Genomic DNA, 13,037 nt, shown 5'->3' with positions numbered 1-13,037 from the left:
CGTCTATATTTCTGTTTTTTCCATGGGAAGGATGCCCATGTCCGCAGGCAGGAAACTGGCCTCCAAGGGAGCCCCCACCTCTACCGGTGGCGTGGTGCTCGAAGGCAATGAAAATCTCAGGATCGAAGGGCAGATCATCGCCTCCATCGGGCAGCTCGCCAGTTGCCCGGCCTGCAGCGCGGGCCAAGGGCCGATCGTCGCGGTGGGAGAGCGCACCCTGATGCTGCCCGCAGGCCCCGCGGCGCTTGAGGGCGACTACGTCGCCTGCGGCTGCCCGCCCATGGCCAACAAGGTACTGACCCAACAGCACAGCGGCTACGCCGGCATCGGCCGGCCGGCGCCCATCGACATGGGCCCGCCCATCGCCGCCCTGGCCTCCCGCCGGTATCTGCAGGTGATCGTCGAGCGCCAGGACGACACCGAGAAACCGGGCCTGGCCTACCGCCTCAAGGACAAGAACAAGGCCGCCATTCTCGAAGACAGCACCTGCACAGCCACCGGCGAAGGCTGCGAACACGCCGTGGAGAACCCCGAAGACTACGACACCCTGCTGGTCGGCGAAGACGCCGAGTGGTCGTTCTATGTCTACGAAGAGCCGCTGGATCAGGAGGCGTCATGAAATCGGAAATCAGACTGGTCTTTAAGGACTTCCTGATGCAGGCGCCCCGGGGCGTGAAGTTTCAGCTGCTGATCGACGGCAACGTCATCGACGACGCGATCACCCAAGCGGACGGCCCCGACCAGACGTATCTGCTGCAGCCGGACAAGGTGCAGACCCTCGTCACCATCAAGGACACGGGAAAGACCAAGACCATCAAGACCCGCGACAGCCATGAAGTCAGCCTGCGGGTCGTCGGGACTTCCGGCGCGCAGAAGGCGCTCAACACCGCCACGCTGACCCCGGGCACACGCCTGACGATGGTGGCCGTGTCGCCCTGGGTCAGGGTGCCCTTGTCCACCACCGGCGCCGTCACGAACGATGTTTTCTATGAGGTGGAATACGGGGTCAAGCGCAAGAACCAGACCCGCACCGTCAAGGTGATGATCCAGGACATGCCGCGCCGGATACTGCTCGCGGCCCTACAGCACCGGGGCTCCACGGCATGGGCCGGCAAAACGAGCAAAAGGTCGCTGGAGCACCCGACGCTCAAGCAGAGCGTGGAGTTCGCGGCCGGCACCAACAAATGCAACCTGTTCGTGTACGACGTGCTGACCTCCATCGGGGTCAACGTGGCGCTGATCGAGCACGGCAAATCGAAGTACTTGCCGGGCGTCAAGAACCTCAGCCCGCCGCTGGCCGGCGAGTGGGCCGACGACACCCGGCTGCTCAACAGCTGGAAGGTGGAGCGTTCGGCTTTACCCGGCGACATCGGCGCGTATGCTGTCAATTATTCCAACGCGAGCGGTCACGTCGGCTTTATCCTGGCACAGGGCGTGTGCATTTCCGCCGGCTGGGAGAGGGTCGAAGTCAACGACGCCGGCTTCCGGCAGATCGCCGGCAACGGCATCGACAGCGACCATGACTTCACCATTTTCCGACGGTACAAGCACAGCACACCCCAATGAAACGACTCTTCTGGATTTTCCCGGTGCTTGCGCTGGCGCTGATCGCGGCCTGGCGGTCCTGGTCGCCCGCCGACCTGACGGCCTGCCCGCCCGGCGACGGCGCGCCGGGGCCCCTGAGCGCCTTCGTCCACGGCTACTTCGAGCGCAACGGCCGGGTGGACTGGCGCGAACTCGACAACCGCTTCGACGTGCTCTCCACGCCCCAGGGCCGCGTGATCGCCGATCAACCCCAAGCCTATGCCTGCGAGGCCGTGCAGATCCTGCAGAACCCGGCGTTCAGCCAGAGCGAGAAGGTCTACGCCACCGCGCTGATGTTCCGGCTGCCGATCAGCCAGTACCTGGGCTTCATGGAACGCAGCCACCAGCTGTACGAACAGGCCAGCATCGACCGGGAGGTGCTGACGCTGGTGGTGCACCCACGCGGCACGGCCGTCGATTACTGGTGGCTGCCGGCCTGGCGCCAGCGCTTCAACCGCGATGCGCCGGACGTGCTGGAGCCCGGCTTCATCCGTCAGGTGCTGTCGGGCCGTTACTGGTTCGACTATCCGGGCAACGGGTTCTGACCGTCCGGACGCCTTCGAACACCTGAGCGTTGCCCGCGACCTGGCGCGGGCAACGTGCGCTCATGTCTTGCGCAATGCGGGGCGGGCGGGCAAACTCTCCGCACTTTCGTTATAAGATTACATAACAAACTCTTCACTTTACTTTCCGGAGACCGCCATGCGCCGTCTGCTGCTCGCTTTGCCGTTTGCCCTGTTGCCGCTGGCCGTCGCCCAGGCCGCCGACGAGCACGACCATGACCACGAACACGGCAGCCTCGGTGCCCACGAGCATGGCGTCGGCCGCCTGAACGCGGCGCTCGACGGCCAGACCCTGGAGCTGGAACTGGAAAGCCCGGCGATGAACCTGGTCGGCTTCGAACATGCCGCCACCAGCGAAGCCGACAAGGCCAAGGTCGCCGCCGCCCGCGCGCAGCTCGAGCAACCGCTGGCGCTGTTCAGCCTGCCGGCCGCCGCCGGCTGCAAGGTCACCCGCCAGGAACTGGAAAGCCCGCTGTTCGGCGACAAGCCCGACGCCGACGACGACCATGACGAGGAAGCCGACAAGGACGGCCACGAGCATCACCACGACCACAGCGAGATCCACGCCCACTACCAGTTCAGCTGCGCGACGCCGGGTACGCTGAAGGCACTGGACCTTTCGAAGGTGTTCAGCACCTTCCCGGCCACCCAGAAAATCCAGGTGCAACTGATCGGCCCAAGCGGTCAGCAAGGCACCGAAGTGACGGCCAAGGCCGCGGCCCTGAAGTTCTGAACCCACCCCAACCCTGTGGGATCGGCACCATGACCCAAGCACTCATCGAACTGTCGGACCTGGGCTTCAGCTGGCCCGGCCACCCGCCGCTGCTGGACATCCCGGCGTTCCGTCTGGAGGCCGGCGAGACCTTGTTCCTCAAAGGCCCCAGCGGCAGCGGCAAGACCACCCTGCTCGGCCTGCTCGGCGGGGTGCAGAAGCCCGGCCGCGGCAGCATCCGCCTGCTCGGCCAGGAACTGACCGACCTCGGCGCCGGCGCCCGCGACCGCTTCCGGGTCGATCACACCGGCTACATCTTCCAGCAGTTCAACCTGCTGCCGTTCCTGTCGGTGCGCGAGAACGTCGAGCTGCCCTGCCACTTCTCGAAGCTGCGGGCGCAGCGGGCCAAGCAGCGCCACGGCAGCGTCGACCAGGCCGCCGCCACCCTGCTCGCCCACCTGGGCCTGAACGATAAAGGCATCCTTGGCCGCCGCGCCGACTCGCTGTCCATCGGCCAGCAGCAACGGGTGGCGGCGGCACGGGCCTTGATCGGTCAGCCGGAACTGGTGATCGCCGACGAACCCACCTCGGCGCTGGACCACGATGCCCGGGAAAACTTCCTCCGCCTGCTGTTCGCCGAATGCCGCGATGCCGGATCGAGCCTGCTGTTCGTCAGCCACGACCAGAGCCTGGCCCCGCTGTTCGACCGTCACCTGTCCCTGGCCGAACTCAATCGCGCCGCCACGTCCGCCGAGGTCTGAGATGTATCTGTTCCGCCTGGCCATGGCCAGCCTCGCCAACCGCCGCTTCACCGCCCTGCTGACCGCGTTCGCGATCGCCCTCTCCGTCTGCCTGCTGCTGGCGGTGGAACGGGTGCGCACCGAGGCCAAGGCCAGTTTCGCCAGCACCATCAGCGGCACCGACCTGATCGTCGGTGCCCGCTCGGGCTCGGTGAACCTGCTGCTGTACTCGGTGTTCCGCATCGGCAACGCCACCAACAACATCCGCTGGGACAGCTTCGAGCGGTTCGCCAACGACCCGAAAGTGAAATGGGCGATCCCCATGTCCCTCGGCGACTCCCACCGGGGCTACCGGGTGATGGGCACCACCGGCGCCTACTTCGAGCATTACCTTTACGGCCGCCAGCAGCACCTGGCCCTGGCCGACGGCCGTGCCTTCGCCACCGATCCGTTCGAAGTGGTGCTCGGCGCCGAAGTGGCCGAGGCGCTGCACTACAAGCTCGGCGACAAACTGGTGCTGGCCCACGGCGTGGCGGCGATCAGCCTGGTCAAGCACGACGACAAGCCGTTCACGGTGGTCGGCATCCTCCAGCGCACCGGCACGCCGGTGGACCGCACGCTGCACATCAGCCTGGGCGGCATGGAGGCGATTCACATCGACTGGCACAACGGCGTGCCGGCCCGGGGCAACGGGCGGATCAGCGCCGACCAGGCGCGCAACATGGACCTGACGCCCCAGGCGATCACCGCATTCATGCTCGGCCTCAACAGCAAGATCTCCACGTTCGCCCTGCAACGGGAGATCAACGAATTCCGCGGCGAACCGCTGCTGGCGATCCTGCCCGGCGTGGCCCTCCAGGAGCTGTGGAGCCTGATGGGCACCGCCGAAAAGGCCCTGTTCGTGGTGTCGCTGTTCGTCGTGCTGACCGGGTTGATCGGCATGCTCACGGCGATCCTCACCAGCCTCAACGAACGCCGCCGGGAGATGGCGATCCTGCGTTCGGTGGGCGCACGGCCCTGGCACATCGCAAGCTTGCTGGTGCTGGAAGCCTTTGCCCTGGCGCTGGCCGGGACAGTGGCCGGGCTGGCCTTGCTGTACGCCGGCATCGCCGTGGCGCAAGGTTACGTGCAGGCCAACTACGGGCTGTACCTGCCGCTGGCCTGGCCGAGCGAGTATGAATGGACGCTGCTCGGTGGCATTCTGGCGGCCGCGCTGCTGATGGGCAGCGTGCCGGCCTGGCGCGCCTACCGCCAATCCCTGGCCGATGGCCTGTCGATCCGACTATGAGGATGTCCCCCATGCCCCGCGCCGCGCTCGCGCTGCTGTTGCTGATGGCCCTGCCCGTGTGGGCGGCCGCGCCGAAAGACCTGACCTGGTCGGAGATGATCCCGCCGGACGCGCCGGCGGAGACGCCGAACATGACGCCGCTGCACGACCTGTCGAAGATGGGCGACGCGCTGTCCGCCGAGTCCGCCCCGGCGGCCAAGCAGGACATGCCCAACGCCCCGGTGGTGCAGAGCCTCGACGGGCAGAACGTGCGCCTGCCGGGCTACATCGTGCCGCTGGAGGTCAGCGAGGAAGGCCGCACCACGGACTTCCTCCTGGTGCCGTACTTCGGCGCCTGCATCCACGTGCCGCCACCGCCGTCGAACCAGATCGTGCACGTGAAGAGCGAGCTGGGCGTGAAGCTCGACGAGCTGTACCAGCCCTACTGGGTCGAGGGGCCGCTGCAGGTCAAGCCGTCCACCAGCGAACTGGCCGATGCCGGGTATCAGATGGCGGCGGACAAGATCTATGTCTATGAACTGCCGGAGTGAATCCGCCGGCTGCGGCGAGGCCTGGGCGCTCGCCATCGCCAGCAGGCTGGCTCCCACAGGGATCGGTGTTCAGGCACAAATCCAAGCGGGGGCCGGCGAAGTTCCGCAGAAAAAACGACGATCACTGTTTCATTGAGCTGAATCAAAAGACCGTATCAGACGGCTCCGTACCATTTGGACATCGAACCTTTTCAACGTCCTTTTGGAGCCCCCATGAACAAGTCCTTGCTCAGCGCCTCGCTGTTTGCATTTGCGCTCGCAGCCCCGCTCGCCCATGCCCACGAAGCCGGCGACATCATCGTTCGCGCCGGCGCGATCACCGTCAACCCGAAGGCCGACAGCTCCAGCGTCAAGGTCGACCAGGGTCCGTTGAGCGGCGCCAACCTGGGCGGCAAGGCGACCATGAGCAGCGACACTCAGCTGGGCCTGAACTTCGCCTACATGATCACGCCGAACCTGGGCGTCGAGCTGCTCGCCGCGACCCCGTTCGAACATGACGTGAAGCTCAAGGGCACGGGCCTGGCCGCCGCCAACGGCAAGCTCGGCACCCTCAAGCACCTGCCGCCGACCCTGAGCCTGGTCTACTACCCGCTGGACTCGAAATCGGCCTTCCAGCCGTACATCGGCGGCGGCATCAACTACACCTGGATCTACGACGAACACGTCGGCAGCCAGGCCCAGTCCAACGGCTTCAGCAACTTCAAGGCGAAGAACTCCTGGGGCCTGGCCTGGCAGGTGGGCGCCGACTACATGCTGACCGACAACATCATGCTCAACGCCCAGGTGCGCTACATCGACATCGACACCCGCGCCACCGTGGAGAACAACGCCGTGGCCCCGGGCACCCGCGCACGGGTGAACGTGGACGTCGATCCGTTTGTGTACATGGTCGGTCTGGGCTACAAGTTCTAAGAACGTTCACGTGGTGGTGGATGAGGGCTAATGCGGCGAGGGGACTCGTTCCCGCCGGGCTGCGAAAGCGGCCCCGGACCGGACAGAAGCGGTGCTTCAGAAAAACCGCGTTGACCGGATCTGCGACTGCTGCGCAGTCGAGCGGGAGCGAGCTCCCTCGCCACAGGGATCGCATCGGGCTTCACCGCGATACCCCGCCCGCAAAAAAGGCGCCTGCAAAGGCGCCTTTTTTGTTTGTGGCGGCTTAGCGGCCCAACAGCCGCGCCAGGCCGACGCTCATCGGCGTCTGCGCCGGCAGTTCGAAGCGCTCCAGCAAACGCCGGTTGTCGGCCCGCGAGTGGCGGATGTCGCCGGAGCGGGCCGGGCCGTAGCTCACGGTCGGCAGTTGCCCGACGACCTTTTCCAGCTCGGCCAGCATCTGCTTGAGGTTGGTCGCGCGGTTCCAGCCGACGTTCACCGCACCCGGCTGCGCTTCGGGCTTCTCGATGGCCTGCACCAGCACATCGACCAGATCCTCGACGTAGAGGAAATCGCGGGTCTGCTCGCCGTCGCCGAACACGGTGATCGGCAGGCCCTTCTGCGCCCGCTCGCTGAAGATGCTGATCACGCCGGAGTACGGCGAGGACGGATCCTGGCGCGGTCCGAAGATGTTGAAGAAACGGAAGATCACCGGTTCCAGGCCGTGCTGGCGCCGGTAGAAATCAAAGTAATGCTCGCCCGCCAGCTTGTCCGACGCATAGGGCGTCAGCGGGGCCTTGGGGGTGTCTTCGTCGATCGCCTGGCCTTCGCCGTTGTTGCCGTACACCGCCGCGCTGGAGGCGAACAGCACACGTTTGACGCCGGCCACACGCATGGCCTCGCAGACGTTGAGGGTGCCGATGAAGTTGCTCTGGTGGGTCTTCACCGGGTCGTCCACCGACGCCTGCACCGAGGCCACAGCGGCCAGGTGGGCGACCGCGCTGCAGCCCTGCATCGCCGTGGCGACCAGCGCCGCGTCGGCGACATCGCCGACCACCAGTTCGACCTTGGGGTTGTCCAGCGGCAGGTTGCTGCGCTTGCCGGTGGACAGGTCGTCGAGCACCCGCACCGAACGGCCCTTGGCGAGCAGTGCGTCGACCAGGTGCGAGCCGATGAAACCGGCGCCGCCGGTGATTAAAACAGGGCCTTCAGCCATGACGGTAAAACCTATCCAGTAAGCCCGGGAGCGCGGCGCGCCAGGCGCGCGGCTTGATCCCGAAGGTGTGCAGAATTTTCTTGCAGGCCAGCACCGTGTGCTGCGGCTCTTCGGCGGCGTCGGGACGCGCGGCGTGGGCCTGGGCGGTCGGCGCCTCGACGGCCAGCGGATGCAGGCCGCGCGCTTCGGTCAGGATCGCCTGGCCCAGCGCCAGCGGCGTGGTCGCCTCCTGGCCGGCGTAATGGTACGTGCCCCACAACGGCGCCGCGCAATCGAGTTGCTTGAGCACCGAAATGATCACCCGTGCCGCGTCGTCCACCGGGGTCGGATTGCCCCGGCGGTCATCGGCCAGGAGCAGTTCGTCCGGCTGTTCGGCGCGAGCGAGGAAACGGCCCAGCGTGCCCTCTGGGCTGTCGTCCAGCAGCCAGCCGAAGCGCAGCAGCACATGCTGCGGGCAAGTGGCACGCACGCTCTGTTCGATGCGCCACAGGGCCTGGCCGCGCAGGCCCAGCGGCACCGGTTCGTCCTTTTCGCTGTAAGCGGTGGCGCGGGAGCCGTCGAACACCCGGTAGCTGGAGGGCTGCAACAGGATGATGTTGTGGTGCTGGCACAGTTCGGCCAGACGCTCGATGGCGCGTTCCTGCCCGGCCAGGCGGCTTTCGCTGACGGCCTCGGCCTGGAACCAGTCGAAATAGTAGGCGAGGTTGATCAACGCGTCGGGACGGGTGTCGTCGAGCAGTTGGGTCAGGCTCGCGGCATCCCAGCCGTCTTCGGGCGGGCGGGGGGCGAGGAAACCGATGTCTTCCTCTGCACCGAGGCGAATCAGCGCCTGCCCAAGGGCATTTCCGCCGCCCAGTAACATAAGGCGCATTCGCATAGAGTCAGCAGGCCCAGTCTGATGGGAAACATGGCGATGGCGGCGGCGCGGCTGGCGCCGCCGCCGGTCATTGCCGGAATCGTTGCATTTTGCGGGTTTAGTGCGCAACCGTCACCCGCAAAGTGTAGATCCCCCCGGTTTTGTGGTGCGGCGACAGGCCCCATCGCCAGCAGGCTGGCTCCCACAAGGGACGGGCGTCGTCCCCCCGAAAACCTGTGGGAGCCTGCCGGCGATCGGTGTCGCCGAAGATCCCCAGCGGTACTTGCATCTTCGAACGCCCGCCCGCATAACTGGCCCCATGAATCTGCCCCTCCCCGCCGACAGCGCCCTGGCAGGCTTTCATCCCGCCGTCAGCGCCTGGTTCGCCAGCACCTTCCCGACGGTCACCGCCGCCCAGGCCCGCGCGTGGCCGCTGATCCGCCAGCGCCGTTCGACCCTGATCGCGGCGCCCACCGGCTCCGGCAAGACCCTCACCGCCTTCCTCGCCGTGCTCGACGACCTCGTGCGCCGTGGCCTGGAAAACCCGGACGGGCTGCCGGACGCGACCCTGGTGGTCTACGTGTCGCCGCTCAAGGCGTTGTCCAACGACATCCGCATCAACCTGCAGGATCCGCTCGCGGGCATCACCGAGCAATTGCGCCGGATGGACCTGCCGGCGCTGGAGATCACCACCGCCGTGCGCACCGGCGACACTCCGCAGAACGACCGCGCCGCGATGCGCAAGCGCGCGCCGCACATTCTGGTGACCACCCCCGAATCGCTTTACGTGCTGCTCGGCTCGGAGTCCGGGCGGCAGATGCTCGGCACCGTGCGCACGGTGATCGTCGATGAGATCCACGCCATGGCCGCGAGCAAGCGCGGCAGCCACCTGGCCCTGAGCCTTGAGCGTTTGCAGGCCTTGTGCCCGGAGCCGCTGTTGCGCATCGGCCTGTCGGCCACCCAAACGCCCATCGAGACGGTGGCGCGGTTCCTGGCCGGCCACGGCCGCCCCTGCGAGATCATCGACATCGGCCACGCCCGGCCGAGGGACTTGGGCATCGAAGTGCCGCCCGTGCCGCTGTCGGCCGTGATGGCCAACGACGTCTGGGAACTGGTCTACGAGCGCCTCGCCACGTTGGTGCGCGAACACCGCACCACCCTGGTGTTCGTCAACACCCGGCGCCTGGCCGAACGCCTGAGCCGGCACTTGAGCGAGCGTCTGGGCAAGGACGCGGTGGCGGCGCACCACGGCAGCCTGGCCAAGGAATCCCGGCTGGAGGCCGAACAGCGGCTCAAGCGCGGCGAGCTGCGCGTGCTGGTGGCCACCGCCGCGCTGGAGCTGGGCATCGACATCGGCGAGGTCGACTTGGTGTGCCAGATCGCCTCGCCGCGCTCGATCGCCGCGTTCCTGCAAAGGGTCGGGCGTTCCGGGCACCAGGTCGGCGGCACGCCCAAGGGCCGGCTGTTCGCCACCTCCCGCGACGACCTGATCGAATGCGCGGCCCTGCTCGACTGCGTGCGCCGGGGCGAACTCGACCGCCTGCACATCCCCGAAGCGCCGCTGGACGTGCTGGCGCAGCAGATCGTCGCCGAAGTCAGTTGCCGGGAATGGGACGAAGCCTCGCTGCTGACGCTGCTGCGCCAGGCCGAACCCTATGCCGGCCTCGACGACAAGCACTATCAGGCGCTGCTGACGATGCTCGCCGAAGGCTACAACGGCCGCCAGGGCATCCGCAGCGCCTACCTGCACCGCGACGCCGTCGGCCGCACCCTGCGCGGCCGGCGCGGCGCGCGGCTGACCGCCGTGACCAGCGGCGGCACCATCCCGGACAACGCCGACTACAGCGTGCTGCTGGAGCCCCAGGGCCTGAATGTCGGCAGCGTCAACGAAGATTTCGCCGTGGAGAGCATCGCCGGCGATGTGTTCCAGCTCGGCAACACGTCCTACCGCATCCTGCGGGTGGAGACCGGCAAGCTGCGGGTCGAGGACGCCCAGGGCCAGCCGCCGACCATCCCGTTCTGGCTCGGCGAAGCGCCGGGACGCAGCGCCGAACTGTCGGCGGCGGTGGCCCGCCTGCACGCGCAGCTCGACGCCTTGCTCGGCGCCCACCCTGGCGACCTGCAACCGGCCCTCGACTGGCTGACCGCGACCCTCGGCCTGAACCCCGAAAGCGCCGAGCAACTGGTGGACTACTTGGCCCGCGCCCGCCAATCCTTCGGCGCCCTGCCCTCCCAGGACACGCTGCTGATGGAGCGCTTCTTCGACGAGTCCGGCGGCACCCAACTGATCATCCACTCGCCGTTCGGCAGCCGCATCAACCGCGCCTGGGGCCTGGCCCTGCGCAAGCGTTTCTGCCGTACCTTCAACTTCGAGCTGCAGGCGGCCGCCAGCGAAGACGCCATCGTGCTGTCGCTGTCCACCAGCCACAGCTTCGCCCTCGACGACGTCTGGCGTTACCTGCGCAGCGACAGCGCCGAACACGTGCTGATCCAGGCGCTGCTGGACGCGCCGCTGTTCGGCGTGCGCTGGCGCTGGAACGCCGGGGTGGCGCTGGCCTTGCCGCGCTTCGTCGGCGGGCGCAAGGTCGCGCCGCAGCTGCAGCGGATGAAAAGCGAAGACCTGATCGCCAGCGTGTTTCCCGACCAGATCGCCTGCCTTGAGAACCTCGCCGGCGAGCGTGAGATCCCGGACCATCCGCTGGTCGAGCAGACGATCGACGACTGCCTGCACGAAGCGATGGACACCGAAGGCTGGCTCGCCCTGCTGCGGCGCATCGAGTGCGGCGACGTGCGCCTGGTCAGCCGCGACCTGCCGGCGCCCTCGCCGCTGGCCGCCGAGATCCTCAGCGCCCGCCCCTACACCTTCCTCGATGACGCACCGCTGGAGGAGCGCCGCACCCAGGCGGTGCTCAACCGCCGCTGGAGCGATCCGCAGTCCACCGACGACCTCGGCGCCTTGGACGCCGAGGCGATTGCCGCCGTCGCGCAAGAGGCCTGGCCGGCACCGGGCAACCTCGACGAAATGCACGAAGCGCTGATGAGCCTGGCCTGCGTCAGCGACCGCGAGGCCCAGGCCGATCCACGCTGGCCGCAATGGCTGGAAGCATTGGCCGACAGCGGCCGCGCCTGCCGTTTGCGGATCGGTGCGCAGCAGGAACTGTGGCTGGCGCGGGAACGCCTCGCTTGTCTGCTGGCGCTTTATCCACAGGCCGAACGGCATCCGGCGCTGGAGCCGCTGCCCGGCTTCGACGAAGCCTGGACGGCCGATGACGCGCTGGTCGAGGTGATCCGCGCCCGGCTCGGCGGCTTCGGCCCGTTGCCGGTGGAGGCCATCGGCGAACCGCTGGCGCAGCCGGCCTCGCTCATCCGGCAGGCCCTGGCCCGGCTGGAGCACGAGGGCTATGTGCTGCGTGGCCGTTTCACCCCGGGGCTGGACGTCGAAGAGTGGTGCGAGCGGCACCTGTTGGCGCGGATCCACCGCTACACGGTCAAGCGCCTGCGCCGGGAAATCGAACCGGTGACGCTGCAGGACTTCATGCGCTTCCTGTTCGACTGGCAGCACCTGTCCGCCGCCACCCAAGGCCAGGGCAACGCCGTGCTGCCGGCCATCGTCGCCCAGTTCGAAGGCTACCCGGCGGCCGCGTCGGCCTGGGACAGCGACCTGCTGCCGGCCAGGCTCAAGGACTATTCGCCGGGCTGGCTGGACGAGCTGTGCCGCAGCGGCAAACAGGTGTGGATGCGCCTGAACGCCCGACCGGCCTCGGGCGCCAGCGCCCTGCGCAGCACGCCGGTGGTGCTGCTGCCGCGCAGCCGGGTGGGGCTGTGGAGCGGGCTGACCGAGCAGACGCCGAGCGATGAACTGTCGCCCAAAGCCCAAAAAGTGTTCGAGGCCCTGAGCCTGCACGGCGCGCTGTTTTTCGACGAACTGATCCACGAAGCGCACTTGCTGCGTTCGGAACTGGAGATCGCCTTGCAGGAACTGGTGGGCGCGGGCCTGGTGAACGCCGACAGCTTTGCCGGTCTGCGGGCGCTGACCGCTCCGGCCGGCAAACGCCCGCAACGCAGCCACCGGCGCGGGCGCGGCGCCTTCGCCGGCGGCATGGACGATGCCGGACGCTGGGCCCTGCTGCGGCGCGGCGCGCCTGTGGATAAACCCAAAGCCCTGGAACACATCGCCATGACCCTGCTGCGCCGCTACGGCGTGGTGTTCTGGCGCTTGCTGGAGCGCGAAGCGGACTGGCTGCCGAGCTGGCGCGAGCTGCTCCACACCTTTCATCGCCTGGAGGCCCGGGGCGAAATCCGTGGCGGGCGCTTCGTCAGCGGCCTGGCGGGCGAGCAGTTCGCCCTGCCTGAAGCGATCCCGCTGCTGCGCGAGGTCCGCCGCCGGCCCCACGACGGCAGCCTGGTGGCGGTGTGCGGGGTCGACCCGCTGAACCTGGCCGGTACCCTGTTGCCGGGCGCGAAAGTGCCGGCGCTGGCGGGCAACCGGCTGGTGTACCGAGACGGCGTGCCAGCCGCCGCCGAGATCGCCGGCAAACAGCAGTACTGGCTGGAGCTGGCGCCGGACGACATGACGGCGCTGCGCAACAAACTGATCCAGCACCGCTAGAAACGCCCGGTCACGGGGTTCGCCGGGATCTTTGCTTCGCCGGCAAATATCAAATGCCCGCCCCTGTAT

The 13,037-nt window shown here is 67.7% G+C and carries 11 protein-coding genes; 9 read left to right on the top strand and 2 right to left on the bottom strand.

Going from position 1 to position 13,037, the window contains the following annotated elements:
* Positions 1 to 37 precede the first annotated feature (37 nt).
* The 8 genes from CAG41_RS28825 to CAG41_RS13130 all read left to right on the top strand — a co-directional run bounded on the left by CAG41_RS28825 (position 38) and on the right by CAG41_RS13130 (position 6,329).
* Complete coding sequence (locus CAG41_RS28825; protein ID WP_256575572.1) at positions 38 to 619, top strand: PAAR domain-containing protein; 582 nt, start codon at positions 38 to 40, stop codon at positions 617 to 619.
* Positions 616 to 1,566: a CHAP domain-containing protein gene (locus tag CAG41_RS13160; RefSeq protein WP_085633553.1), complete on the top strand. Its 951-nt coding sequence runs from the start codon at positions 616 to 618 to the stop codon at positions 1,564 to 1,566. The genes CAG41_RS28825 and CAG41_RS13160 overlap by 4 nt, the downstream gene beginning before the upstream one ends.
* Positions 1,563 to 2,129 (top strand): hypothetical protein, encoded by a 567-nt coding sequence (locus tag CAG41_RS13155; RefSeq protein WP_085707081.1) that lies wholly within the window; start codon positions 1,563 to 1,565, stop codon positions 2,127 to 2,129. The genes CAG41_RS13160 and CAG41_RS13155 overlap by 4 nt, the downstream gene beginning before the upstream one ends.
* A 157-nt stretch (positions 2,130 to 2,286) precedes the next feature.
* Positions 2,287 to 2,880, top strand: a complete 594-nt coding sequence (locus CAG41_RS13150; protein WP_085633549.1) for a DUF2796 domain-containing protein — start codon at positions 2,287 to 2,289, stop codon at positions 2,878 to 2,880.
* Positions 2,881 to 2,909: 29 nt separating this feature from the next.
* Positions 2,910 to 3,620 (top strand): ABC transporter ATP-binding protein, encoded by a 711-nt coding sequence (locus CAG41_RS13145; protein WP_085585865.1) that lies wholly within the window; start codon positions 2,910 to 2,912, stop codon positions 3,618 to 3,620.
* Position 3,621: 1 nt separating this feature from the next.
* Positions 3,622 to 4,887 (top strand): FtsX-like permease family protein, encoded by a 1,266-nt coding sequence (locus CAG41_RS13140; RefSeq protein ID WP_085633547.1) that lies wholly within the window; start codon positions 3,622 to 3,624, stop codon positions 4,885 to 4,887.
* Positions 4,888 to 4,898: 11 nt separating this feature from the next.
* Positions 4,899 to 5,417 (top strand): DUF3299 domain-containing protein, encoded by a 519-nt coding sequence (locus CAG41_RS13135; RefSeq protein WP_085585861.1) that lies wholly within the window; start codon positions 4,899 to 4,901, stop codon positions 5,415 to 5,417.
* 213 nt (positions 5,418 to 5,630) lie between these two features.
* Positions 5,631 to 6,329 (top strand): OmpW family protein, encoded by a 699-nt coding sequence (locus CAG41_RS13130; RefSeq protein ID WP_085585859.1) that lies wholly within the window; start codon positions 5,631 to 5,633, stop codon positions 6,327 to 6,329.
* 244 nt (positions 6,330 to 6,573) lie between these two features.
* Here CAG41_RS13130 and CAG41_RS13125 read toward each other — a convergent pair whose 3' ends face one another.
* Both CAG41_RS13125 and CAG41_RS13120 read right to left on the bottom strand, forming a co-directional pair.
* The gene (locus tag CAG41_RS13125) at positions 6,574 to 7,503 is read right to left on the bottom strand and encodes an NAD-dependent epimerase/dehydratase family protein (protein ID WP_085585857.1); all 930 of its coding nucleotides are present in this window, start codon (positions 7,501 to 7,503) and stop codon (positions 6,574 to 6,576) included.
* A complete protein-coding gene (locus CAG41_RS13120) occupies positions 7,496 to 8,380 on the bottom strand; it encodes a sugar nucleotide-binding protein (protein ID WP_085707080.1) in 885 nt (294 codons plus the stop codon). Before CAG41_RS13120 ends, CAG41_RS13125 begins: the two co-directional genes overlap by 8 nt.
* A gap of 298 nt (positions 8,381 to 8,678) precedes the next feature.
* On the opposite strand from CAG41_RS13120, the gene CAG41_RS13115 reads away from it, so the two are divergent.
* Positions 8,679 to 12,968: a DEAD/DEAH box helicase gene (locus tag CAG41_RS13115; protein ID WP_085694688.1), complete on the top strand. Its 4,290-nt coding sequence runs from the start codon at positions 8,679 to 8,681 to the stop codon at positions 12,966 to 12,968.
* Positions 12,969 to 13,037: the final 69 nt, after the last annotated feature.

Origin of the sequence: Pseudomonas sp. B35(2017), assembly GCF_002113645.1 — a bacterium.
Taxonomy (GTDB): Bacteria; Pseudomonadota; Gammaproteobacteria; order Pseudomonadales; family Pseudomonadaceae; genus Aquipseudomonas; species Aquipseudomonas ekonensis.
The sequence above is the reverse complement of the archived record's forward strand: the minus strand, read 5'-3'. Positions and strand labels throughout refer to the sequence as shown.